Annotated in this window: 21 protein-coding genes; all 21 read right to left on the reverse strand. The window is 48.9% G+C overall.

Annotated features, from left to right (window positions below):
• Positions 1 to 12: 12 nt before the first annotated feature.
• Positions 13 to 1,395, reverse strand: a complete 1,383-nt coding sequence (locus ACGHP1_RS03100; protein WP_390507676.1) for a relaxase/mobilization nuclease domain-containing protein — start codon at positions 1,393 to 1,395, stop codon at positions 13 to 15.
• Between the two features lie 62 nt (positions 1,396 to 1,457).
• The gene (locus tag ACGHP1_RS03105) at positions 1,458 to 1,736 is read right to left on the reverse strand and encodes a hypothetical protein (protein WP_390507678.1); all 279 of its coding nucleotides are present in this window, start codon (positions 1,734 to 1,736) and stop codon (positions 1,458 to 1,460) included.
• Positions 1,737 to 1,846: 110 nt separating this feature from the next.
• Complete coding sequence (locus ACGHP1_RS03110) at positions 1,847 to 2,176, reverse strand: plasmid mobilization protein (RefSeq protein WP_005924636.1); 330 nt, start codon at positions 2,174 to 2,176, stop codon at positions 1,847 to 1,849.
• A 1-nt stretch (position 2,177) separates the two neighbouring features.
• Entirely contained in the window at positions 2,178 to 7,934 is a 5,757-nt protein-coding gene (locus ACGHP1_RS03115; RefSeq protein ID WP_390509802.1) for a DEAD/DEAH box helicase family protein, read from the reverse strand.
• Between the two features lie 368 nt (positions 7,935 to 8,302).
• Positions 8,303 to 8,659, reverse strand: a complete 357-nt coding sequence (locus ACGHP1_RS03120) for a TnpV protein (RefSeq protein ID WP_390507680.1) — start codon at positions 8,657 to 8,659, stop codon at positions 8,303 to 8,305.
• A gap of 980 nt (positions 8,660 to 9,639) precedes the next feature.
• Positions 9,640 to 11,166 (reverse strand): hypothetical protein, encoded by a 1,527-nt coding sequence (locus ACGHP1_RS03125; protein WP_097840383.1) that lies wholly within the window; start codon positions 11,164 to 11,166, stop codon positions 9,640 to 9,642.
• Between the two features lie 286 nt (positions 11,167 to 11,452).
• Positions 11,453 to 11,656, reverse strand: coding sequence for a transposon-transfer assisting family protein (locus ACGHP1_RS03130; protein WP_097791221.1), 204 nt, complete (start codon positions 11,654 to 11,656; stop codon positions 11,453 to 11,455).
• A complete protein-coding gene (locus ACGHP1_RS03135) occupies positions 11,646 to 12,161 on the reverse strand; it encodes a YodL domain-containing protein (protein WP_390507683.1) in 516 nt (171 codons plus the stop codon). Before ACGHP1_RS03135 ends, ACGHP1_RS03130 begins: the two co-directional genes overlap by 11 nt.
• Before the next feature lie 8 nt (positions 12,162 to 12,169).
• Positions 12,170 to 13,057 carry an LPD16 domain-containing protein gene (locus ACGHP1_RS03140; RefSeq protein ID WP_390507685.1) on the reverse strand — a complete coding sequence of 296 codons (888 nt, stop codon included), beginning with the start codon at positions 13,055 to 13,057 and terminating at the stop codon, positions 12,170 to 12,172.
• Positions 13,057 to 14,868, reverse strand: coding sequence for a DNA topoisomerase (locus tag ACGHP1_RS03145; protein WP_390507686.1), 1,812 nt, complete (start codon positions 14,866 to 14,868; stop codon positions 13,057 to 13,059). The genes ACGHP1_RS03140 and ACGHP1_RS03145 overlap by 1 nt, the downstream gene beginning before the upstream one ends.
• Complete coding sequence (locus tag ACGHP1_RS03150; protein ID WP_390507689.1) at positions 14,855 to 16,492, reverse strand: recombinase family protein; 1,638 nt, start codon at positions 16,490 to 16,492, stop codon at positions 14,855 to 14,857. The genes ACGHP1_RS03145 and ACGHP1_RS03150 overlap by 14 nt, the downstream gene beginning before the upstream one ends.
• Before the next feature lie 81 nt (positions 16,493 to 16,573).
• Entirely contained in the window at positions 16,574 to 16,756 is a 183-nt protein-coding gene (locus ACGHP1_RS03155) for a hypothetical protein (protein ID WP_005924684.1), read from the reverse strand.
• 223 nt (positions 16,757 to 16,979) lie between these two features.
• A complete protein-coding gene (locus ACGHP1_RS03160; protein WP_390507691.1) occupies positions 16,980 to 17,321 on the reverse strand; it encodes a replication initiator protein A in 342 nt (113 codons plus the stop codon).
• 795 nt (positions 17,322 to 18,116) lie between these two features.
• Positions 18,117 to 19,694, reverse strand: a complete 1,578-nt coding sequence (mobQ, locus tag ACGHP1_RS03165; RefSeq protein ID WP_390509803.1) for a MobQ family relaxase — start codon at positions 19,692 to 19,694, stop codon at positions 18,117 to 18,119.
• 269 nt (positions 19,695 to 19,963) lie between these two features.
• Positions 19,964 to 20,281, reverse strand: a complete 318-nt coding sequence (locus ACGHP1_RS03170; protein ID WP_390507694.1) for a DUF3847 domain-containing protein — start codon at positions 20,279 to 20,281, stop codon at positions 19,964 to 19,966.
• A gap of 99 nt (positions 20,282 to 20,380) precedes the next feature.
• Positions 20,381 to 20,638, reverse strand: coding sequence for a hypothetical protein (locus ACGHP1_RS03175; RefSeq protein ID WP_223388074.1), 258 nt, complete (start codon positions 20,636 to 20,638; stop codon positions 20,381 to 20,383).
• 24 nt (positions 20,639 to 20,662) lie between these two features.
• Entirely contained in the window at positions 20,663 to 21,394 is a 732-nt protein-coding gene (locus ACGHP1_RS03180; RefSeq protein ID WP_270478686.1) for a hypothetical protein, read from the reverse strand.
• Positions 21,395 to 21,651: 257 nt separating this feature from the next.
• Complete coding sequence (locus tag ACGHP1_RS03185) at positions 21,652 to 21,804, reverse strand: hypothetical protein (protein ID WP_270478684.1); 153 nt, start codon at positions 21,802 to 21,804, stop codon at positions 21,652 to 21,654.
• Between the two features lie 15 nt (positions 21,805 to 21,819).
• A complete protein-coding gene (locus ACGHP1_RS03190; protein ID WP_270478682.1) occupies positions 21,820 to 22,383 on the reverse strand; it encodes an accessory gene regulator B family protein in 564 nt (187 codons plus the stop codon).
• 95 nt (positions 22,384 to 22,478) lie between these two features.
• Positions 22,479 to 23,801: a sensor histidine kinase gene (locus tag ACGHP1_RS03195; RefSeq protein ID WP_270478679.1), complete on the reverse strand. Its 1,323-nt coding sequence runs from the start codon at positions 23,799 to 23,801 to the stop codon at positions 22,479 to 22,481.
• Positions 23,789 to 24,505 carry a LytTR family DNA-binding domain-containing protein gene (locus tag ACGHP1_RS03200; protein ID WP_270478677.1) on the reverse strand — a complete coding sequence of 239 codons (717 nt, stop codon included), beginning with the start codon at positions 24,503 to 24,505 and terminating at the stop codon, positions 23,789 to 23,791. Before ACGHP1_RS03200 ends, ACGHP1_RS03195 begins: the two co-directional genes overlap by 13 nt.
• Between the last annotated feature and the right edge of the window lie 50 nt (positions 24,506 to 24,555).

Below are 24,555 nucleotides of genomic sequence, written 5' to 3' on the forward strand. Positions count from 1 at the left end.
GGCGACTTTCGTTTATCGGGTCTGCTGCTTTTCCTGTGCGTCTTTTTCTTCTGCGAAGAACAATTCAATATTTTTCTGTGCCTTTACCAACTCCTGCATTTCTTCTCGTGCCTTGCGATAGTCCGGGTAGGCTGCTTTCTTTTGGGTCAGAAGATCGGAATACTCTGCATTCAGTGCTTTGACCTTCGGCAGCTTTTTTAAGCCAGTTTCATCGAAAGCGGCCTTGGCTGCTTTGTGCAGTGTGATTTCTTCCCGGTGAGTATCCAGAAACTTTTTGCTATATCCCGCTTTCCGGTAGGCATCGTAGACTGGGTGGGTCTTGGCGTAATTGACGATGTGCGTTTTCAGCACAGCAATTTCCGCCATCCGTGTTTCGGCGGCTTTGATGGAATCTCCCAGCTGGTGGTATTTTTCTGTTGCCGCCGCTGTGCGTTCATTCAGTTCATCTGCGCTGCCAATTTTGTGCTCCTGCAAGAAAATCAGCGTCTTGGACATTTCTTTCAGATTATATTTTTTCGCCCATCGTGCATAGCCTTCGCTTTTGCCCTCGGAGAGCTTTGCCTGAATGTCAACCAGCAATTGGAACGGCGGCTCTTGGAACGGCTGTGTCTGACGCGGACGGTGTTCGGTTTTTCCCGCAATCACCGCTTGCAGTTCATCCTCACTGTACCCAGCTCCCAGCGTTTTGAAGCGGATGAACCGCTTCTGCCGTGCGCCCTTGACGGAAGTGTATTTTCCACGCTTGACCTCATAACCCTGTTGTTCCAGTTTTTGCAGAAAATCTTCGTAATCCTTGGGCTTTTCTGCAAGGATGCTGTCGATGATGCCACACAGCCTATCACGATTGCTTTCTTTGGGTGGATAGAGGGTACGTTTCTGCCGTTCCCGGTAGGGCTTTATTTCAATAACAGAGAGCTGATGCTCCAGACAAATCAAGTCGCTCAACCGCTGAACGGCCAGTGCCGAAAAGAAAAAATCCCGGAACTTTTTTGAACCGTCCAATGCGGTGGAGTTGAAAATCACATGGTTATGGATGTGGTGACGGTCTGTGTGGGTGGCAACGATAAAAGCGTATTTGCCCTTGGTAAACCGCATGGCAAGTTCATAGCCCACCTTATTGGCTTCCTCGGCGGTGATCTCACCGGGTTTGAAAGACTGTCGAATTTGATAGGCGATGATGTCGCTTTTCTGTCTGCGCCCGGTAGCAAGTTCATACTGCCGCTTGGAAAGCATAAATTCTTCATCGACTGTCAGAGGGCTACACTCGTAGCAGCTTACCAGTTCACCTTGTTCGGTCTTATCTGGATTCTGCACATAGTCTGTGCGGCTTTTCAGACAAGCCGCAACCGACTTGCCCTTGTTTTTGTGCAACGCGATCAGCCGTGTCGCGGCCATCCTGAATCACCCCCATAAAAGAAAAATGCCGCCCGAAGGCGGCAAAGGATTAAAACTATTTCTTACAGTTCTGAAAGCCATTCACTAAAACGCCCGATACCCTCGGTGATGGCAGTTGCACCGAAAAAGAGGATGAAGCAGATGAACTCGGACACTAGCAGGATAAGAAACTGATCCCAAGTTTGACGGCAGGCGGTGTAGATGCCGCAGCCGAAGATGTAGAGCATCAGCGGAGCGACCACATAACTGGACAACGTGAGCAGCCACTTTGCCATCAGAGCCAAAAACGCCACAAAGAGAGAAATCGGGAAAAGAACAACTTTCTTCAGCATAGACATCATATCAAGCACTTCCTTCCTGTTCGCCCTTATTATAAAGGTATCGACTACTGCGTTGCAAGGATGTCAAGCATTATATGTACACCCGCAGTCCTCCAACTGCGGGAATTTTCTTAGAGATTTGCCAGTTTAGTCAGAATCTGCTTGCCAATGGAAATCAGTTCGTCCAGCCGGGTGCGCAGATCAGCAAGGTCGGCAGAGTAGATCTTGCCGTTTTCGTTAGCGCGTTTGGCGACCTGATTCAGATTGTTACTGCAATTCTGAAGCAGATAAGCCATTCGCCGCAGCTGTGGAAGGTCGAGGTTCAGGCAGTAGCCATCCAGTGCCATTTTGCGGATATAGGCACTCAGACTGTGGATGCCCATTCCATACATCTTATCTAAAATGCGGTTTCGTTCTTCATCGGTCACACGAATAAATAGACGGTGTTCCCGCTTTTTCACATTATCGCCCCTCCTTATCCAGATAACTCTTGAACGGCTTGACTGGTTCCGGTTGGTTGACCTTTTCCTCCAGCGCAGCCAGCACGGACGGACGAGTTGTGGGGGTTTCTTCTGTTTTTTCGGGAGAATCCTGTGCCGAACTGCGATCAATGTTCAGCAAGGCGTTCAATTCAGAAAGTCGGGCAGACTTTTCGGCCAGTTCTTCCTCCTGTGCAAACGGCTTTGCCACTTCAACCTCTGCAGCCTGTTTCTGCTGCTCCAGATTTTGCAGAGCATTTTCAGCGTCTGCAATACGGTCCGTAAAGTTGTCGATGGCATTGTCCAGACGAGTGATATTGCCGCGCGCATCATCGCCCAGCGATACCGGATAGCTCAACTCTGCCCGGAGAACGGCTTGATGCTCATTTTTGAAGCTGTCGAACCGGATGTTCAGTTCAAAGCCACGGTAGGTGCCCAGCAGCATCATATCGGCATTGGGCATCTCCTGCCGAGCCAGCAGCAGCCGTTCGCCCGCAGCCTTTTTGTCATCGTACACCATACCTTTGATGGTCATACCGCAGAAGTTTTCTTTGTCTTGCGGGTGTGCTGCTGCAATCTGTGAATCCTGCTGCAAAGCAGCAATGCGGGTTTTCTGTTTCTGGATTTCTTCTGGGAATGTTTTGAGCAGCTTATCTTCCAGACGATATTTCTGATTCTGGAAGTCACCGCGCAGAACTTTCAATTTTGCCACCTGCACGTCCAAATCCATCTTTTCCCGGATGCGCGGGTCACCAGCACACAGAGCCTTGATTTCAGCGTAAGACAGAGCCTGCTCATCAATATCATCGCAGGAGCGCATAGGCGACTTGCTCGTCATGATCTGCGAAATGAACTTCTGCTTATTCTCTAAGGTCTGGTACAAGTAGGCGTCAAATGTCGATTCAGTGACGTAATTATAGACGTACACTTGTTTGTTTTGATTGCCTTGACGGATGATTCTGCCATTGCGCTGGGTCATATCAGACGGACGCCAGCCCACATCCAGATGATGCACCGCCACAAGCAGCGTCTGGACGTTGGTGCCAGCTCCCATCTTTGCAGTGCTGCCCAGCAACACACGCACCTGTCCGCTGCGTACCTTGGAGAAAAGTTCTGCTTTCTTGTTCTCCGTATCTGCGTTGTGGATGAACTCGATCTCCTGTTCGGGCACACCGGCGTTGAGCAGCTTGGTGCGAATATCATCATAGACGTTGAACGAACCGTCCCCCTTGGGAGTAGACATATCGCAGAAAATCAACTGGGTCAGCTTCTGCTCCTTGGTGTCGTTCCAGATGCGCAGGACGTTGTTGACGCAGGCATTTAACTTGCTGTTGGGGTCATCGGGCAGAGCGGAATTCATCAACCGCTGATCAAGACCGATTTTGCGGCCATCCGACGTAATTTTCAACATATTATCCACAGAAGGGTCAACAGAACCGCTGTGGACTTCGGCTGCACGTTCGCTCAACGCCTGCACCATATCCTGTTGGATTTCCGAAGGTTTGACCACCACCGTCTCAAATTTTGCATCAGGCACTGGGAGATGAAGCTGGTCGCTGGTCTTGATATCTGCTGCTTCTTTGAACATCGCCATCAGTTCAGGCAAGTTGAAGAACTTCGCAAAACGAGTGCGTGCACGGTATCCGGTGCCTTCTGGGGCAAGTTCGATGGCAGTAGTAGTTTCACCAAAAGTAGAAGCCCACGCATCAAAATGGGTCAGCCCTTTCTGCTGCAAGGTGTTGTACTGGAGATAGCGCATGAGGGTGTACATCTCGGTCATGCTGTTGCTCAGGGGCGTACCCGTTGCAAAAATCACGCCACGGCCTCCGGTGATTTCATCCAGATAGCGGCACTTGCCGAACATATCGCTGGATTTTTGCGCCTCGCTCGTGCTCAAACCTGCGACATTACGCATTTTCGTGTACAAGTAGAGGTTCTTAAACGCTTGGCTCTCGTCCACAAACAACCTGTCTACGCCCAATTGTTCAAACGTAACCACATCATCTTTACGGTCTGTGCCTTGCAGCTTTTCCAATTTCTGTTTCAAAGACTTGCGCAGCTTTTCCAGCTGCTTTACCGTGAAATGCTCGCCAACCTGCGCTTTCGCTTCTTCGATGGCCTCCTCGATTTCATCCATCTGTTCCTGAATCAGACGCTCCTGTCGTTCTGCGGACAAGGGTATCTTTTCAAACTGGCTGTGTCCGATGATAACCGCATCATAATCACCGGTCGCAATTCTCGCACAGAATTTTTTGCGATTACTGGGCTCAAAATCTTTTTTGCTGGTGACCAGCAGCTTTGCATTGGGGTACAGGCGTAAAAATTCGCTGGCCCATTGTTCCGTCAAATGGTTTGGCACGACAAAGAGACTTTTCTGGCACAAGCCCAGACGTTTCAGTTCCATAGCGGAAGCCGCCATCTCAAAACTCTTGCCGGCACCGACTTCGTGCGCCAAAAGGGTGTTGTACCCATACAGCACATGGGCAACCGCATTGCGCTGATGCTCTCGCAAATTGATCTCCGGGTTCATGCCCACAAAATGAATATGACTTCCGTCATACTCACGGGGTCGGGTGCTGTTAAAAAGCTCATTGTACCTCTTCACCAGCAGAGTCCGCCGCTGCGGATCTTTCCAGACCCAGCCAGCGAAAGCATCCTTGATGGCCTGCTGTTTCTGCTGGGCGAGGGTGGTTTCGTTTTGATTCAGCACACGCTTTTCTTTCCCATTCTCCTCGATGGTATCATAAACGCGGCTGTCACGCAAATTCAAGGTATCCTCCAAAATCTTGTAAGCGTTGGCTCGGCGGGTACCGTAGGTTTCAGTGGCCATAATGTCACCAAAGCCAGTAGCAGATTTATTGCTGATCCGCCATTCGGAAGTGTAAGGGGAGTAGCGAACGGTGATGGCATTGTTGTAGCGGATACGATAGGGCGGCTGAAAAGTTTCCATCATGAACTGCTGCACAATAGAGGGGGCAAGCCATGTGGCACCCAGCCGCACATCAATTTCAGAAGCTTCCAAATCTTTGGGCTGTGCCTTGGTCAGTGCGTCCACATTAACCTTGAACTCCGGGTGACTTTCCGCAGCAAGCTGTGCCATCCGCAGCTTATCGCGTACATTACCCGAAAGGTATTCGTCCGCAGTCTGCCAGCCTGCTTCCGGGTCGTCTGCATCGGCGGCAGGATCTTTGAAGATCACGCCGGAGAGTTCGGTGGTGATGCGCTCATAGTTGCCGGGAGTGCCCAGCAGTTCTGCCATATAAGGCAGATCAACCTTGCCATGCTCCCCGATGGACACTGCCAGTGCCTCGCTGGGGGTGTCCACACTGGTAACAATGCGTTCCGGGCGAATCGTCCGTTTGGTGAACATATCTGCCTTGGATTTGAGATTTTTATTCTCGTCCAGATTCTCCAGTGAGCAGAGCAGATAGTAGGAACTGTCATCATCGAACAGGCGGGCATTTTTCTTGTCGTTGATCAGACCGTATTTTGCAGTAAACGCATCGTAGGCATAATTCAGCTTTGCCTGCGATGCCTTGATATCCTCGTCCGGGAAGTCATTCAACTGCTGGTCGATCAACTCGTTGACGATCTGCCGCAGTTCCACCATGCCAGCCACACGGCCTTTGGCGTTGTCGGACAGTTCAATCTGTGTCATGATGGAGTTCTCGCGGTAGTAGATTTCACCATCCACCACAGTATAGCTGAAATTCTTCACGGTAGGGTCTGCGGGCAGAGTTTTGCGCTGCACTTCCGCATCGGCAACGTCCGGAGCGGCAATCTCCACCGCAGTGTACTGGCCCTCGATGTGCTGCACCGCTTCGGTAAGCTGGTCTGCAAGGTTTGCATCTTCGATTGGTGCAACGGTCAGGTCATGGCCGTACTGGGTGCTTTCTAGTTCCAAATTTCCCAGCACCATTTCCGGATGGTCTACAAAATACTGATTGATATTGAAGCCATCTTCGGTCTGCCCCAGCTGCACCCATGCAGGTTCGATGTCTGCAGGGCGGTCACGCTTCTGCAAAAAGAGGATATCCGAAACAACCTCGGTGCTTGCATTTGCCTTAAAAGCGTTGTTGGGTAAGCGGATGGCTCCCAGCAAATCAGCACGTTCCGCCATGTACTTGCGGGCACTGCTGTCTTTGCTGTCCATCGTGAAACGGCTGGTCACGAAAGCAATCACGCCGCCCGGTCGGATCTGGTCGATAGTCTTGGCGAAAAAGTAGTTGTGGATAGAAAAACCCAGTTTGTTGTACGCCTTGTCGTTGACTTTGTACTGACCGAAAGGGACATTACCTACGGCAAGGTCGTAAAAATCTCGGCGGTCGGTGGTTTCAAAGCCAGCAACCGTAATGTCGGCCTGTGGATATAGTTTTTGGGCGATGCGTCCGGTGATGGAATCCAGTTCCACACCATACAGACGGCTGTCAGCCATGCCAGAGGGCAGCATACCGAAAAAGTTGCCAATACCCAAGGAAGGCTCCAAGATATTTCCAGACTGGAAGCCCATCTTTTCCACAGCATCATAGATGGCGCGAATTACCACTGGAGAGGTATAGTGGGCATTCAGAGTGGAAGCGCGGGCGGCGGCATACTCCTCTTCGGTGAGCAACCCTTTCAGTTGGGTGTACTCGGCAGACCAGTTTTCCTTGTTGGGGTCAAAGACATCTGCAAGACCGCCCCAGCCTACATACTGCGAAAGCACCTGCTGCTCCTCGGCGGTGGCACCGCGATGCTCCTGCTCCAAAGTGCGCAAGGTCTGGATGGCTTCAATATTGCGGGCGAATTTCTGCTTGGGGCCTCCGACACCCAAATTATCATCCGTGATGTGAAAATTTCCTGCGGCTTCCGGCATCGGTTCAGCGTTCAGGGCTTCGTCTGCGGCAGCAGCATCCGGAAAGGTCTGCCACTCGCCATTGACCTCCACAGAGATAGGCAACTTGTCCAGTTCCTCATCAGGTGTAGGTTCATCCCGCCGCAGACCGTCCTCGAATTGCTGCTTGTTGAGTACCTCGTTATCCCACGACTGCCCATGCGCGCTGGTGTCGATGCGCACATCGGTTTCGCCAACATAGCCGATTTTGCCTTCGATGGTTCGGGTGGGAAGGTCAACAACAACTTCGTCACCGACCTTGTAATCAACAGCCTTTTCAGGAGAAACGTCAATAATTTCATCCTGCTGCTGTTCATACAGTTCCCGGATATTGGGCAACCGTTCAACCCGGAAGATGGGCTGTCCGCTGTTGGTCAAGTCCATGTCCTGCAAGCTGACGGATTTGAACATGAAGTTGACGTGATCCACACGGAAATCCCGGCCATCTAGCTTGATGATGATGCCGATCGGCAGATAATCTTCCTCTCGCAGATATTTTGTCTGATGGTGGGTACCATCTCCGCCCTGTCCGGCTAGATAGATGCTGTTGCCCTCGGCCCACAGCTTCTGCGATTTTGCTACCCACTCTCTGCGCAAAAAGCCGGTCACTTTGACTTTTCCCAGCGCATTTTCCTGTGACAGCAAATTAGAACGAAAAACTTCCTTTACAGTGATTGCATCTTTGTCATAGAACAGAAAATATCCGCCCAGTTCAAAGCCAATCAGGGTATTGGGGTACTGCTCTTTCAGAGCATTGTATTCGGCAGCGGCATCACCATCCAGCATTGGGAGCTGTCGTTCCGCTTCCTGCACGGCGGCACGATGCTCTTTTTCCTTATCGGTCAGGTAGCGGTCAGACTGAATCATCAGGTCGATGTATTTCTCGACCTGTGTCCAGCTTAACGTAACCTTTTGATGATCCGGGTAGTGGTCAAATTCAAGTCCTTTTCCATCATGATTTACAAAACCGCTGCTGCCATCCAGAAAATCCTGCGAATGTCCGCCGATGCCGTACTCTTTCGCCAATGCTTTAGCGCGGAGTTTGCGGTCGGGCTGTGTCTGGTACAGTTCGATGATCCGCTGCTTACCGCCTGCAAACCCTGAACCGTGCTTACGCAATTCGTTTTCGATTTCAGCCTGCGACAAAACAAAAGCGGAGGGCAATTTTTCGCTCTCCGCTTGGTCGATTTTTCCAATTTGTTCAGCTTCGGTAGGGATGTGGGCATCGAAGAAACTTAGCTGTAGATCAGCTCCGTCAGCACCAGTTCCTCGGCTTGCGCTTTCAGGCTGTTCATGTGCTGCACCCACGCCATCTGATTCTTCTCCTTGTCCGGGGCCGGGTTCTTCGCCAGCAGATCGGCCATCAGTTGCTTCTTCATCGCTGCTGCGGTCTGCTCCAGTTCGGTCAGGGTCGGGTACAGGCTCCCGTTCAGGAGCATCGTGTGGTACAGAACCGGGTGCTGCTGTTTCAGAAAGTTCAGGCGCATCCTGCCGTACTTGCCCAGCGGCTTCCGGGGCTGGTTCAGGGTCAGGTTCGGGAGCTGGTAGTCCCCGACGGTCGAGTAGGTCACGTTCCTGCTGTTCGTATTCATATTGGCTCCTTTCTGCATTGCGGCGGCGAATGGTTGTTTTTACGGTGCGCTCGATGTTCCGCAGCACCTCCCGGCTCATGTCGCTGACGGCTGCACCGAGGGCGTAAACACTGTCTGGGGTTGAGAAATTGTAGATTGCCCGAAAATCGTCCTTGTCGAACCACCCGGCTGGCTCAAATCCGCAGCGTTCCAGCAGCGTGTAGGTGACGCTGATGGCGGCGGCGGACTTGAACTGCATCTCCACCCCGGCTTCATCATAATCCATTAGCAGCGAACCGTCAACGGTGGCGTGGATATCGCCACCGTTGTTGTCCCAGTAATCCGCCACCAGTTTCCCGGCAACATCTGCAAGCTGCTGGCTGACACGTTCTCCGCTGATGCCGTAGGTGGCGGCGAGCATTTCTGAAACCGGCTGCACCAAATCGGGACCGAGCTGCCACACCTCCGGGTCACGGGAATTGCGGCGCACCCCGGTGTCGCTTACGTCAAAGACGTAGTGCAGGCGCGGGAATCCGCTGGATTCGTCCAGCAAAGCGATGCCCTTAGAGCCACGCCTGACATAACGGTTCATCCGGTTGTTCCAGATGTCAAAGTCGGCGCAGGCGGTGGCATCGGGGCGCTGGGCGTAGATCATCAGCTGGTCTGCAAAGGGGTACTTGTACAGCCGGGATGCAGTGGTCAAATAGTCCGTCCAGCTTTCCCAGTACCGGGTCAGACCATTCGCCGTGCGCTGGGCAAGGGCGAGATATTCTTCGGTTTTGCTTGGCATAGCGTTCCTCCCTTCAATCTCGTTGTAAACAAAAAAGCGAGCGGCCTTTTCAGGTCACTCGCTTATGGAATCTATGGTAGTTTATAGCATGAATGGAAGCATTCTATCAAGCCCACTTTTTGCGGGTTATGAAAAAATTTCGGAACAATGCCCTATGACATTATCCCAGTTGACAACCATCGACAAACTGAAAGTCGTCATCGTATTCCTGTTATATAAGGTTGATCGTCGTTTCATCAAAATTCTTAATACTGAACATTGTGCACCACTCTACATCATCCCGAACCGGCTCAAAGTGCAGTGCTGAGCAAGCAGCATAAAGCCTGCCTTGTGATTTTTCTCCAGTCATAATCACTGTTGGTCCGTCAGCTCCACCGATAATGCCTACGCAAGCATTATTTTGGGTTTCCGGCGTGAAGGAGTCTCCCTCCACAGCAATTTCCATAGGCTTATCTCCATCGCAGCAATCACAAATCGAGATATCTTCCTCCGATTCAGGGAAAAGCGTATAACGCATGACGGTAAAATGTGTCGGATAAACCCAGCGGTCAGAACCGAAACACTTTTGAGGAATTGTTTGTTGCTCTATTTCCTGCACGGTCAATGTATAGTTTGTTCCGCTGACCGGATGGAGGAAAGAAAACGAATCACCGGGAGCGTGTGTCTGGAAATGTGGTCCCGGCACACGGCATGGCCGTTGCTCCATCGTAAGGGAGAGGGATTTTATTTCAGGACGGCGTTTGCTTGTCCACGGAAATGCCGCCCGAAAAATCATCCACCCATAGGATGTATCCAAATCATAGTGTTCCAATGCCCACTTTGCTTCCGCTTCATTGATCATCCCGTCTGGCAAACATGGATTAAAGACCACCGAGCAACCGTGGGAGGTCAGCATTGTTTTCCCGTTCAATTCCAAACGAGGAATAAAGTCAAGACAAAGTGGATTTTCTAAATCTATTTGCAGTTGCTGCTCCTGCGTGAAGTATTCACAAGAGTCGTTTTCGGGGTGTAAATCCCATTTAGTCATGAACTTGCGAATGTCTTCCTCCGGGGTACGCATACAAAAGTCCACAACGAACCCCTTGCTGCACGAATACGCCGCAGGAATGATCCAATGATGCCCGGCCCATTCAAATTGCTGATTCAAGGGGACTTCTGTTCCGGCACGTTCTTTTCCCGAATGTCCCCAGAAGTTTCCCTCAAAGTAGACTTTCCACTCCGGGATAGCTGGTTTTGCGTTCTGGTCCACAACATCGTAATATTCTTTGGTGTACTTGATTTTGCTGTAATCAAAAGATGCCTGAAGCTCTTTGATATATGCCCATGGCCGCTCCATTGGCATCAGCTTTAATTTCGTAGCGACAAGCGCAAGGGTTTCCTGCTGCTCCTGCGTGGGAGGGTTGTCCTGTAAGAAGGTTTCAAATTGTGCCTTATCCCACATCCATGCCTGCTCCAATGCTGCCACATCGCCGCAGGCAAGCAGTAGCCGCAGAAAATCAGCGAAATTTTTTGCCAACGGATGAACATAGTTTGGAAATGTGTTCGCCGGGCTGACAGCAAAAACCATACCGCCAAAGCCACGAACAAAACAGAAGTGGATTCCATCCACACCGGTCCAACCAAATACAGACGCACCCTTTGGTGTGCAAAAATACGGTTCGTTATCTGTACGGCGTTCTACGCCTAAGGATGAAAGATCAATGTCAGTCTGTAATAATTTCTGAAATGTTTTGTCCATCGGCTGATCCTCTTAAACAGGAATTTGATTATTTTTTTCCTTTTCGGAGATAAAGAATTGCGGTAACAAGACACATTCCTGCAATTCCTGCCAGAAATGAATTGGAATAGTTCTTTGTCAGAATGGCCCAAAGGTTGATTGACACAAAGACAGTTAAAAATATAATACCGATTATTCTATTTTTCATTTCTGTTACCCCTGCAACTTTCCGAGTTGTCGAGTTCAGTATACCACACCAAATGGCATTGTAAAAGAGAATATGTATGCCGCCCGCAGGCGGCAAAAGTCAGTCGAGCGGAAATTCCAACTCGGCAAACTCTGCATCGGTCACCAGTTTCAGCTTTTCGATAACCCCCTCCGACAGTTCCCGCAGGGCAGTTTCATCGGGCATCAGGTAGCACTGCATCAGCCGCAGTTCGTGGATAAGCCCCAGTCGGGTGCCGGTGTTGTAAAGCATCATCAGGGTCAATTCCTCGTGGTCAAAGTTCATGTTCATCCCTCGCTTTCCGGCAGACGGTGGGATTGCACTCCGGGGCATCGCACTTCTCTTTGAGATTCAGCAGCACCGAAGGACGTTCCGGCTGCTTGTCCAGAAACCCCTGTAAATCTTTGAAGCCGATGCTGTCCACATAATGCACAGACACCTCGCCATTGCGTTTGAGTGCGATTACATCGCTGACCGACAGGCTGTGCCCCTCAAAATCCTGCGGACGGGAGATGTTGAACATCTGAAACAGTTCTTCCAGAACCTCGTTGTCCGGCACATCCTGCCACATGGCGGGCAAATCAGCATAGTAGGTGACCTCGTAATGCTCCGGGTCGGGCGTTTTGCCTCGACGATTCAACTCCCGCATAGAAGCAAATCTTTCATCGAAGATTTTTTCGTCATGCCGCAGCTGCATCACCATATAAACATCGCACCCTGCGCTCAGAAACTTCTGCGGGATGTCCGTCATGGGTTCACCGTCAAAATTCTGGTTCCATTTTTGCTGCATCGTCCACCTCACAGTTCTGGCGCAGAACGTGCAGAGGATTTTGGCGCAGCCGTATCACTTGCCAGTTCTGCCAGCTTTTCCATTGTGGAAGAGCGATGGTCTGCGCTCCGTTCCTCGGCTTCCGCAACTTTATCCATAACGGTATCGTAGTCCTGCAACAGCCGCCGCCCCTTTTCCATGTGGTGCGCTTCCAGAATCTGCTCACGGGCTTCCTGAATGGTCAGTTCCGGGGCATCCAACTGCCCGCCGTCCATCACAGAATAATCGCTGTGGTAGAGTGTGTAGTCCCATCCATCCTCACAGGACTGGATGGCAAGATAGCCTTTGCCGCCCAGTTCCCATGTAGCCTGCTCGTCTTGTGTCTGAATTTCCGGGTAGAAGTCGGCATGGTTTCGTTCCATGACTTCGGCAAACTGGCAGATGTGGAACACATTGCCCAAACCGCCCATGTCAAAGTGATAATCATCCAGATGTTCCACCCGTGCCGTAAAACTGCGCCCATCCGGGTAATCCACCTGAATCACGCCGCCATCGGGAATGCGATAGAGGTCATCATAGTGGCTGTTGATGAGACGAATATCCTTCGGCAGCGTTTCCGGCTCCCAGATGCGCTGTCTGCCGATGCCCGCCTGCGGGATGTTTTCGAGGATCTTTACGCTTTCCTGTTGGATGGCCTTACGGTCATCGTCCGAAAGTTCAAACAGATACCAGTTCCGGGCGGCAGGGATGGTGTTTTGTCCATCTGGCGGCAGGTTCTTTTCGGAGACCTGCCCGCTTTCCAGCGGCTCACCAGTTACCTTGTTGTAGGTGGCAAAGCCGACTCCTGTACCGTTTTCCCGGAGATGCAGATAGCGTTCATCGTTGATAAGGTAAACCGCTTCTTTTATCTGCTCCATCAGCACCCACCTTCAAATTCCAGCGAAAACTTGCTGCGGCCATCAGCTTCACAGGACAGCAGCACGGTGGCATTGTAGGTCTTGCCCTTGGCGCTCTTGCAGTCCTTCAGCCGGACCCGACCATCCCGCAGCAGCTTGTCTGCCACATGGGCGTCCAGACGCTTGCCCAGACGCTTAAAGAACGCATTGTCCTTCCACAGCACGAAACGGCAAGGGTTGGATTCACAGAACCAGCCTTTTTCACGCTCTACAACATTTGCACCGCAATTCGGGCAGACACCAATAATTTTGTTTTTCATAAGCGCATTCGCTCCTTTTTTCATTTCCGTGTTCTTTACCAGTTCGGTAATCATCGTATTGATCTCGGTCATAAATTCGCTCGGCTCCATTTCGCCACGTTCGATTTGCAGCAGCTTTGTTTCCCAATCGGCGGTCATTTCCGGGGATTGGATTTCTTCGGGCATCACAGTGATAAGGGCTTTTCCCTTATCCGTGGGCAGCAGCACCTTGGTTTTCTTGTTGCCCTTGCGTTCCAGAAAACCCTTCTGCACAAGCTTTTCAATGGTGGCGGCACGGGTAGCCGGGGTGCCGATGCCCTGACGCTCCACGCCCTCCGGCATACTGTCCGCACTGGCGGTTTCCATAGCGTGCAACAGAGTGTCCTCAGTAAAATGCTTCGGCGGGGTCGTTTGCCCCTCCTTTAGCTCGGCGTTGAGAATGCCGCACTCGTTTTCCGCTGCATTGGGCAGGGCGGTGAGTTCCTGTTTTCGGTTCAGGATGTCTGCCAGTACCTTGCGCTCCACCGCTTTCCAGCCTTCTTCCAGAACCTCCTTGCCCTTAGCGGTAAATTCCTCCCCGGCGCAGATGGTGGTGAGCGTAGTTTCTGCATAGCGGTGCGGTTCACCCACAGCGCAGAGCAGCCGTGCAGCAATCAGCCGCAGGACATTCCACTCCCCGGCAGGGAGGGCGGCAAGGTCTGCGTTTGCCATGCTTTTCGTAGGCAGCAGCGCATGGTGGTCGGTGACTTTGCTGCCATTGATGACCTGCTGCACATGGATGGGAAACGGTTCCTCCACGGCAAGCGCCCTGCCCGTGTCTGTCACCAGCCCCGGCAGGGATGCCGCCATATCCTCCGTCAAAAAGCGGCTGTCCGTGCGGGGGTAAGTGATGAGCCGTTTTTCGTAAAGACTTTGGGCATAATCCAAGGTCTGCTGTGCCGTAAACCCCAGCAGACGGTTTGCATCCCGCTGCAATGCGGTAAGGTCGTAGAGCTGCGGCGGACTTTCGGACTTTTCCTTGCGTTCCATCTTCTGTACCGTGACGCGCCCCTCCTTTCGGCATTTGGAAAGCAGCAGTTCGGCATCCGCTTTCTGGGCAAACCGCTTGCTGGATGCGGTGCCGCCGTCTGCAAGGGTCAGAGCCACCGTGTAGAATTTTTCCGGGGTAAAGGCAGCAATGGCGGCTTCCCGCACCACGGTCATTGCAAGCACCGGGGTCATAACACGCCCTACCGCCAGCGGTTGACCGTACAGGCACGAAAAAAGCCGGGACGCATTGATGCCGACCATCCAGTCGGCACGTTCCCGGCAGAGTGCTGCATTGTACAGCGCATCGTATTCAGTTGACGGTTTGAGATGGGCGAAACCCTCCCGGATGGCGTTTTCCTCCATGCTGGACAGCCACAGGCGGAAAACGGGCTTTTTACAGCCCGCTTGCTGGTAGACCAAGCGGAAGATCAGTTCTCCCTCGCGCCCTGCGTCTGTAGGATAGTTCTCGGAGGTGACTTTTCTGACTTTGTTACTCGATGGCATCCAATGGGCCGATAAAGCGGTAGAAAATCTGGATTTTCTGGACGTATTCGCCATCGACCTTTTCCGCTTTGGATACCAGAATCTTGTCAATCAGCTGATGCAGAATCTTATAGTTCAGTTCGGTGATGCCAGCGTACTTGCTGACTTCATCAATAAAATCCTGAATCTTGTCCAGCTGATCGTGTTCAGCACGGCCTTCCCGCTCGTACTGCTCAATCTTCTCGGTCAGTTCAGCCTGTTCTTTGTCGTAGCGATCTGCAAGCATTTGAAAACGTTTCTCCGGGAGAAGTCCCTTTGATACGTTCTCATAAAGTTTTGCATACAGGTCTTCGATTTCTGCGATTCGTGCTTTACACTGCTTCAAATCCCGTTTGTGCTGCGCCCGGTCAGAGGACACCCGGAGGTGCATCTGATTTGCAATCTTCTTCACAAGGGCTTCCCGATTGCTCACAGCGGCCTTTGCGTGTGCCTGAATGTCCGCAAAGACAGCTTCATGCAGAACACGGGCTTCCAAATTATGAGAGTCACAGGCTTTCGCACCATATTTCCGATAAGTGCTGCAACAATAAAAGGTCTGATCCAGAACACTGTTACGTTTGCGCCTGTGCTCAACCTTGACTAACATCGTTCTGCCGCAGTCTGCACAGCGGACGATGCCTTTGAAGATATTGTCGTAGTCGGTCTTATCGCACATAAAGCAGCCGGAACGGCTGTAAAGGATTCGCTGCACGTTCTCCCAACGGTCTTGTGGGATGATTGCTTCATGTGTATTCGGAACGATAGCGCGTTCTTCAAACGGAATATAACGCCGCTTTTTGGATTTCATGGACACGGTGGGCTTGGCTTCGTAGATGATGTGTCCGGCGTAGACTGGGCTGTGCAGAACCTGACTGATATAGGCACTGTCCCAATCATACATCTTTTCATCATCAATAAAGCGGCCAAACATCTCTTTCTTGTAGTAACACGGCTTCAGAACTTTTTCATCGTGGAGCCGCTTGGCGATGCGGTGAAGCCCCAGCCCTTCCTCTGCCATTGAATAGATGTACTCAACAACAGGGGCGGTATTCGGGTCGATTACAAGGTGATTGTGGTCGGCAGGGTCTTTCTGATAGCCAAACGGTGCGCCGCTGGAGATATACTTTCCGCTTTTCTTGCGTGTCCGAAGGGCACTCTTGATTTTTCGGGAAGTGTCTTTGGCGTACATTTCATTGATGATGTTTCGGAACGGGGCAATATCCATCTGGGATTGTTCGTTGGAATCATAACCATCATTGATTGCAATATAGCGGACACCGTGTTCAGGAAAGAAGATTTCCATATACGTTCCGGTTTCGATGTGGTTGCGTCCAAGTCGGGACTGGTCTTTGGTAATGACTGTTGCCACCTTTCCTTCCCGGATATCATCCAGAAGTTCCTGAAAGGCAGGGCGGTCAGAGTTCGTACCGCTGTAACCATCATCAACATAGTACTGGCAATTCCCGAAACCGTTGCGTGTGGCATACTCCATAAGCATCGCCTTTTGAGTGCGGATGCTCAGGCTTTCGCTGTTTGAACCGTCATCTTTTGACAGTCGGCAGTATAAAGCAGTTACTTTTTTGTCCTTTTCCATGTGTACCTCCATAATGGAAAAGAGACCTCATCAATCACATTGTAGCGGATGCTGCGTGATGATGCAAGCCCTTTTCCGCAGTAAAACGTCCAATTAGCCAGCGGCGAGATACGATTCGGCAGTTTTACGAATTTCTTCTTCCGCAAGCCGCTGAAAAAGCGTATTCATCGGCACATTGCCGATATAATGGCGTTCCACGATTAGGCGCACGGACTTCGGACTTCTCGGCGCACGTTTGCGTGTGGTGGGTTTCTTCTCAGATTTTTCTTTGTTCAAGGGCAGACCTCCTCATTCATGTGGTGCAAATACGGAAAGGAATGGATGGATTCTATTCGTTTTTCTCTTTTTGTTTTATTACGTTGGTTAGGTGAAAGTTTTCTTTGATACAGTCTTAAAGGCTGCTATACTGCATAGAAAAAATATCTTTTGCAGATGCCATTAAGAATCTGCATCGCAGAATCGTGATTTTGGCGGTTCTTGAATCGTGAAAAACGCAGAACTATTCAACATTTGGAATTTTCACAAAGATGTGATTGGGCGAAGAAAACCGCGTTCGTCTGCGCTCAATCAATCCTGCAGCGTCCAATTCCTTAAGCACACTGGAAACACTGACAGTGCTGCGCCCTAGCTGCTCAGCCAAAGAGCAAATCGTAAAAATGACAAACACGAAACCACATTCATCTATCCAGAGATTTTTCTGCGAGAGCGTGGCACGGTCGAGCAGCAGCACATAAGTCATTTTTGCAGTCTGGCTCAGGTCAAGTTCCAAAAGGAAGCGTGGGTATGGGAGAAACGGCGGCAGCAGAGTTTGCGTGGTAAGATATTCTGAAATGTTGATCACCTCCAGCTGAAGCAGAAATCAGAAACAAAGAGTATGTAACGAGAATTGGTGGGTTCCAATTCTCCAGTCGCAGAAAAGCACGAAACAAGTGCTCAGCTGCGTTAATAAGTTAAGGTCTCCCATATTGGTCCTCGACTTCCCTAGGAGTGGGGAATCGTCCGGCGGCGGACTTGCACCGCACCATTGGCATTTCAGCCACCCCGTCTTCGTTATGACCGGGCTGCGAGTTACAGAAGTACCTTTTGTGAAGTACCGGACGATTGAACTATTCACTTGTCAAGGAACATATGGAAGATTTCTGGACTTTGACGGACGAAAAACATCCTTCTACTTGGTAGCCGATGAAAAAGGCCATTTCGTAGCATTGCAAGCAATTTTGTAAACAAAACGTCATAATAGTCCGAGAATGGTCTTGAAAAAGATGCCCTACACTTGGTAGGCATCGAGAACGCCTGTTTCGTAGCATTGGTGAGAAACTTGTAATTGAATTGTAATTCTTGAGACCAAATCTCCGCTTTTGAAAAATCCTCTCAATAGGTAGGCAACGAAAACAGCCCAAAGACAACCATCTTTTTGAGAATTAACAAAAAGGTCACAAATGACCGACTTTCAAAGAGGCGCTTCTACTATTAACAGAAAAAGTGGCCTAAAATGGGGGGTGTTGGAGAAAATTTCTGCCTTAAAAGTACGCCTCTACTCACTAGCCAGCGAGAATAGCCAAAAGCCAGCAAAAAACAAATGAATTATGTATTTCTGCCACTGATTGCAACGGCATATCGGTGACAGAAAGATCGTTTAGAGCGATTCTTCGCGGTTTGGGGTGGTGGAAATCGTTTTGTGGTTGGACTTTTTCTGCTGAAGCTGCTCCAGCTGTTTCAGCACCGATTCCTTCTCCGGGGTCTTGCCGCCCGGTGCGGAAAGCTGCTGCTTATTCAGCACCATGTCGATATACTTGCGGATATTTTTCAGGGCGGAGATGTCCGGCTGCAAGGTTTCCAGTTGGGTACGCAGTTCTGCGCTGCTGGATTGCAGCGCAGAAAATTCGGCATCCAATGCCGAAAAATCCACCGCTGTGCTGCCGTTCAGCTTCATCAGGGTGCGAACGGCTTTGTTGAATGCGTCCAGCTCGTCCTTGTGCTGGGCGGCGTAAGCGTCCTTGGTCAGCTTAAAGTTTTTCTTAATAAAAGTGTCGTGGACGGGTTTCAGCTTGGCATGGACGGCCGCAGCGTCCTTGATTTGAGCAATCGAACGCATACGGTTCTCGTTCTGCTTCAACTGCTTGCGGAGAGGGGCGATGGTCTGGTTCAGGTTGGAAATTGCGGTATCCAAATCCTCGATGATGTTCAGAGAATGGGCTTTCAGATAATCAACAGCCTGCATAACTTCGTTGAGGTCACGGGCAGTACATTTTATCTGCGCCCTGCTCGACCAATCGCTCCGCTGATCATTGCGAAGGTTGAAGTAATCCACCAGCAAGTCGGACAGCGTGGGTTCTTTCGCCTTTTCCAGAGCGTCCAGAAGAAGCTGCTTCTTTTCGTTCAGGTCTGCGATCCAGCGTTGCAGCCCACGAATCGCACTGCGGATGGACTGTATCAGGCTGTTGGCGGCTCGAATATCCCGATTGAGATTTCCGAGAAAGGTTTCCACTCCACGCTTTTCCATCTGGTGTGCCGCAGGACCGAGATGCACGGTCGGTATCTGCTGGATGCCCTGCCGCTCAAAGGAGCGGAGATCAACACGCTCCGGTCTGCCTGCAGCTTCCAGATAGCGGTTGGTGATGGTCTGCCAGCCATGCCGCCAGACCTCGGCGTACTTCTGGTCGTTCCAGTCCACCGTGTTTTCTTTGTGGCATTTCCAGTTGCCGGATGGGAGTTGGATGCGCTCTTCGTTTTCATCAAGGTCGTACACCTTTCTGGCTTTTGGAAGCCACTTTCCGTGTTCGTCCATTGCCCGGAGCGTCAGCAGAATGTGGGCGTGTGGGTTGCCATCTCCCTTGTCGTGAATGGCAAAGTCGGCGATCATGCCCTTGGATACGAATTGCTCCTGACAAAACTCCCGAATCATTTTCAGATACTGTTCTTTCGGCACCTCCACCGGGAACGCCAGCACGATGCGCCGGGCAAGCTGGGAGTTCCACTGGTTCTCCACGGCTTCTACGGCGTTCCAGAGCGTTGCACGGTCTGCAAATCCGGGTGGTGCATGGGACGGCAGCATGACTTCGGCGTGGACAAGTTCTTTCTTCTTGTTGTAGAACTTCGTTTTCTGGTCGTACTCACTGAACAGCCGTTCGCCGCTCTGGTAAGCGGCCCCGGCAACAGCGGATTGTCCTTGGCTGCGCTTGACGATGGTGATTTTGAAATGCGGACACGGAATAGGCATCACCCCCAAACAAAAAGACCGCCCAGCAAGATTGCTCTTGATGAACGGTCTGGAATCGTATTCGGTTTTGCTCGCCGCCTTGGAACGGAGTGCTGTGCGCTTCGGTCTTAGGCGGGAGCCGCAAAAGGACAGCTGCAAAGCAGCGCAAGGAAAATGCAGTTTTCTTTGGGATGGAATCGGGCTGGCGCACAAACGCCAGCTTCGATTTCATCGAGCCGTCTGCAAGACCGCAATTTCACCGGAACGGTGTATAATTGCGCCCTTTATTCTAAAGGGTTTTGGACGTTGCTTCGTTCGTGAACGTCATGCACCATCTTTGCAAGCGCCAGCACGACTTCAGGTTGACGGAATGAGATCTTCAAAAGCTCCATCACCTGATCGTCGGTCAGTTCTCCCGGACAGACCAGAAAGCTTTCCAGCATTCCGGCACGAGTACAAAGACGGTGCACACGCTCTCTCCGGTTCAGCTCTGACATCCTGCGTTTAAGGATCTTTTCCCGGTGCTGGCAAGAGCGCAGCTTCTGTTCTGCTTTGGCTTTTTCGTTGCGGAGATAGGCAAGGTCGGATTTGGGTTCGGTCATGGCATTACGCTCCTTTGCAAAATAAAGAGCCAAACAATCAGACCTGCTTTGCAACTGATTGTTTGGCGAGGAAAAGCGTATATGGTTTTGGTGGTTTAATCAAACAGTGATAACGTGAACAGCGCGTTCGTAATCGGCTTTGCGAACATATATTGTGTAGAGCATTTGATAATTGACCTTTTGAAATGCCGTTCCGGCTCTTTCACGGGTTCCCATTGAAAACAGAGACGGTGATGATAAATCGCGTACTTTTGTTCTATATCCGATTCCTTCTTTTTCTAAAAGAGATGTGTATTTTTGGTATTGAGATTGATTCGAGCAAACAACCAGCTCTTTTTGATTGAAAAACGGTAGCATAAAAAACTCCTTGCTCAAAAACGGTTATCGGATATTATTTGAAATTTCAACATACCAAGTCTTTCCGGTCTTTGCAGCAATATTGACAACATAGTAGCAGCCAACGTGATTTGTCGCATCTACCAGAACACCAGCCCAAGAGGAATCAGGGTATTTTGTCCAGTTTTTCTGAGATGCAGGAATGTCAAAATCCTTGGTCTGCTCTCGATATCCGTTACTCGTCCATCCAGTTTGACCAATTCTTAGAGTTTGGCTCGTAATTTTTGTTGCAGAGTTATTGCAATAGTACTTTCCAGTAACCTTTGTCAACTTATAATACGAACGATCGCCGGAGTCTTTAACAATATCATAATAAATTGTAGTATATGCTCGTACGGTGTTGCTTGAGTCCCAAGAATCTTGGTTGATGCTTCCATCTGCACTGGGGCTTATAGATGTTGGAAATTCGCTAGGCAGAATGGTTGCGACATCTTTTCGATAGGAAGTAAGGGACGAACCATCATCCAAATGTTGAACATCCAGAACGTTTTTTTCTTCGAACTGAATCATTTCATCGGTTGCCTTAACAATATTAGATTGGGTAATCAAATCTTTTTCCGGCGATTCAGAAGCCATTTTAGCAAAGAGCGAAGAATGAACGGTGACACTGCCGATTCTCATAGAAGGTTCCATTGCAACGCTAGAAACGCAAAGCATCGCAATCATCAAGAAAGAAAGCGAAGCAGCTAAAAGCTGTGATACTTTTTTATGTTTCATAATAAGCAATCCTTTCTCATTAAATGGATAAGTTTGAATTTCATTCAAAGCTATATTGCTGCATCGGAGTAACTCCTTTCGATTTGTGCATTGTGCCATCCTTTCTTACACTGTATACGCAGCAAGCAATATTGTCTACGTTTCTGTAATAAGATGGAGAAAATTCGTAACGAAATCGGAGTCACCAACAAAGAAAAATGGCATAGTGCTTTTTGTTGGTGAAACAGGAAAGCAACCATGCCATCTCAGGATTAAACTTATTTTCGTTTTTCTTGCAGATGCTTCTCAGGTACATAGGGACGCTTCGGCTGATACATCCAGCCCGCACAACCCGGAGGCCACTCCTGCATATCCTTCTTTACCAGAGCTTCAATTTTCTTTTTGGTGAACTGTTTGACTTGAATTTTCATTTGTATGCCCTCCTTTCAATTTTGACAGCGTGAAATGGATAGTGTTATTGCATCAGCAGTCAATGCTGCGACCAACCCTTGTAGTATGGAAGGAGCAATTTGAACTCCCACCAACAAAATTGCAAAAATATTTAGAATCAATAATAACCAACGAACAGCTATTTTTGCAGCCTTAAATTCATCTGTTGACCAATGAATGCTTTTATTGTTAACCGGCGCAATACACCAAATTGTAACATCAGAAACTATAGTTAAGAAAAACAACGCCAAGCCTGTACGGAAAACGTAGGAGATTGAAGCAAGAAGAACTACTTCTAATAAAATGGAACGGAACAGGCATTTACTATAAGTAGCAGCATGATAACCGTTTGTGTATTTCCGAATTAAGAGGAAGAACACAGAAAATGAGATTGTTAAGGTCCAGCCAAAGAAAAAACCACCAATCAGACACTGCACAAGCCAAGTTAATAAGGTTGCCACTCTTTTTTCGATGCTATATGCAAACCATTCAGAATAAGATTCATCAAGCAATCCCATCGACACGCACTTTTGTGTTAATTGCATTGCAAAATCTTTCATTGCGACAATCCTCATTAAAAGAACTTTCTTGAAAGAAAGAATACACAAGTTGAGCCGTAATTTCCACAATAATGTAACGAAATGGACTTCTTTTGTCACGAAATCGGAGTGAACGGTATATCAGCGGTGAACTGGAACCACCCATTTTCATAGAACATCGTATACTCTCCACTGTATTTTTCAAGAATCAGCCGGATGTTCGCAAGTCCAAAACCATGTAGCTGTGGTTCTGGTTTTGTAGTTGGAATGGAACCATTTATAATTACAACAGGTTCCGATGTGTTTCGGACAGAGACAAAAAAGTCTTGCTGTGCAACGGCCATGACATGAATCGCTTTATCGCCCTTATCATACTGCTGACACGCTTCAATGGCATTATCCAAAAGGTTTGATAGAAGTACTACCATATCAGAGGCATCAAATGGAAGATTTGATAAATCATTCACTTCAAAATCAATGCTGATTTTCTTTTGAGTTGCTTCGGCGGCTTTTGTATTGAAAAGTGCGTCCAAGATGGGATGATGTGTGTTGACAAGGAATAGCCGATCAGTTTGCTGTTCGGTGATTTTTTCAAGATATTCTTCAGCGGCAGAATACTCTTGATTCTTCATCAATTGATTTAGGATATTCAGGTGCGCTCGAAAATCGTGAACTTTTTTCCTTTGGGCAGAATAAAGTTCGCTTGCCGAAGTCATGTTTTTCGATTGCAGCTGAATCTGCTGGTTAAGCATCAATAACTGTTCTCTTTCCAATGCGGCATACTCCATTCGCTCCAATAAAAAGAGGACTGCGACATTTGAAATAAAAATGAGAATACAACAGCCAGCAGAAACAAACTCTTCTATATTATGACCGCTTGTAACGTAAAGTAGGATCACAAGCATTACAAACGATGCGCATGGAAATAGAAAGTACAGTATCAGCTGCGAATGTTGAGCATCGCTTCTGGGTCTGTTGCCTATACGCTGAAGCATTATTTTACGAAACAGTGCAATAATAAACAATTCAGCAGAATAATAAGAGATTCCATAGATTAGAGATAAAGTCTTATCGGCTTGAAACGTCTGAGCATCCATCCCACAAACCGAAGTTGCAAGCATTCCGACTGCAAAAGATAAACTATAAGTCAAGAGATATTCTACAACAATAAGAAATAATAAAAACCTTCCTGAGATATTTTCATATAGAGTTCTGGCAACAATAAAGCAGGATAGTAGAATCAAGAGAATTTTGACGATTTGGTTTCGATTTAAGGCAATAACACTGAATTCAATAGATGCATACATTAAAATAGTTTGAACTATTACACCGACAAGGAATCTATGATCCCTCCAACGGTGCGAAGCAAAAGCGTCTAAAAACAGACATACACAGACTGAATCTATGATTGTGTAAACCAAACTGATTAAAGCATCCATCTACTTTTACCTCGCCAGTGTAAATATTTCTGTTTTAGCTCACTATAATTCTTTTCGCTTGGAGCCAGACAAAGACCACCGCGCAATTGGACTTTATTGTATTGAAAGATTTCGACATAGTGCATATTGACAAGATAGCTTTTTTGAATACGAAGGAAACCGAGTGGCTCAATTTTTTCGGATAGTTCCGTTATGTTACCGTAAAACTGGTATGCTGGACGTTTTTCGTCCAACAGGTGCATGACAATGATTCTTCGATGAGATTCTAAATACAGAATGTCATTTACAGGTACATCGATAATTTCAGAGTTGATTGAAATTGTGATAAGCTGTTTCCGCCGAAGCACTTCTTGGACGGCTGAATCAAAGTAAGAATCAAGTTTAGCAGAGAGATCTGCTTTTAGTAAGTATCGAAAGGCTTGAACCTCAAATCCCTCTGGAGCATACTGAATGAAATTCGTAATGAAGATAATCACAATGTTTTCATTGCTCGCTCGTAACTTTCTGGCAAGCTCAATTCCATTTGTTTCGCCCATATCAATATCCAGAAGCGCAATATCATAAGGAAGTGATAAGTCTATTTGGCTTGGTTGAGAAAAACCATAAAATCTTGATGATACATGCGTTTCCTCGCTTTTCTTTTTGAGTTCTTCAATAATAGAATCAACGATCTGCTGGTCATCGTCACAAACCAAGACATTCATTTTGAAATCCCTCCATTGCACAAGGGAATGCTTTTTATCACACAACATAC

Source organism: Faecalibacterium sp. i21-0019-B1 (assembly GCF_042852915.1).
Classification (GTDB): domain Bacteria; phylum Bacillota; class Clostridia; order Oscillospirales; family Ruminococcaceae; genus Faecalibacterium; species Faecalibacterium taiwanense.

Coding starts and splice junctions, on each gene's coding strand:
- ACGHP1_RS03115 (WP_390509802.1), bottom strand. CDS start 7,934: ATGATTCAGTCTGACCGCTACCTGACCGATAAGGAAAAAGAGCATCGT.
- ACGHP1_RS03185 (WP_270478684.1), bottom strand. CDS start 21,804: ATGAAAATTCAAGTCAAACAGTTCACCAAAAAGAAAATTGAAGCTCTG.
- ACGHP1_RS03100 (WP_390507676.1), bottom strand. CDS start 1,395: ATGGCCGCGACACGGCTGATCGCGTTGCACAAAAACAAGGGCAAGTCG.
- ACGHP1_RS03170 (WP_390507694.1), bottom strand. CDS start 20,281: ATGACCGAACCCAAATCCGACCTTGCCTATCTCCGCAACGAAAAAGCC.
- ACGHP1_RS03145 (WP_390507686.1), bottom strand. CDS start 14,868: ATGCCATCGAGTAACAAAGTCAGAAAAGTCACCTCCGAGAACTATCCT.
- ACGHP1_RS03135 (WP_390507683.1), bottom strand. CDS start 12,161: ATGCAGCAAAAATGGAACCAGAATTTTGACGGTGAACCCATGACGGAC.
- ACGHP1_RS03105 (WP_390507678.1), bottom strand. CDS start 1,736: ATGATGTCTATGCTGAAGAAAGTTGTTCTTTTCCCGATTTCTCTCTTT.
- ACGHP1_RS03190 (WP_270478682.1), bottom strand. CDS start 22,383: ATGAAAGATTTTGCAATGCAATTAACACAAAAGTGCGTGTCGATGGGA.
- ACGHP1_RS03150 (WP_390507689.1), bottom strand. CDS start 16,492: ATGGAGGTACACATGGAAAAGGACAAAAAAGTAACTGCTTTATACTGC.
- ACGHP1_RS03130 (WP_097791221.1), bottom strand. CDS start 11,656: ATGAACTTTGACCACGAGGAATTGACCCTGATGATGCTTTACAACACC.
- ACGHP1_RS03140 (WP_390507685.1), bottom strand. CDS start 13,057: ATGGAGCAGATAAAAGAAGCGGTTTACCTTATCAACGATGAACGCTAT.
- ACGHP1_RS03180 (WP_270478686.1), bottom strand. CDS start 21,394: ATGAAACATAAAAAAGTATCACAGCTTTTAGCTGCTTCGCTTTCTTTC.
- ACGHP1_RS03195 (WP_270478679.1), bottom strand. CDS start 23,801: ATGGATGCTTTAATCAGTTTGGTTTACACAATCATAGATTCAGTCTGT.
- ACGHP1_RS03175 (WP_223388074.1), bottom strand. CDS start 20,638: ATGCTACCGTTTTTCAATCAAAAAGAGCTGGTTGTTTGCTCGAATCAA.
- ACGHP1_RS03200 (WP_270478677.1), bottom strand. CDS start 24,505: ATGAATGTCTTGGTTTGTGACGATGACCAGCAGATCGTTGATTCTATT.
- ACGHP1_RS03120 (WP_390507680.1), bottom strand. CDS start 8,659: ATGAATACGAACAGCAGGAACGTGACCTACTCGACCGTCGGGGACTAC.
- ACGHP1_RS03125 (WP_097840383.1), bottom strand. CDS start 11,166: ATGGACAAAACATTTCAGAAATTATTACAGACTGACATTGATCTTTCA.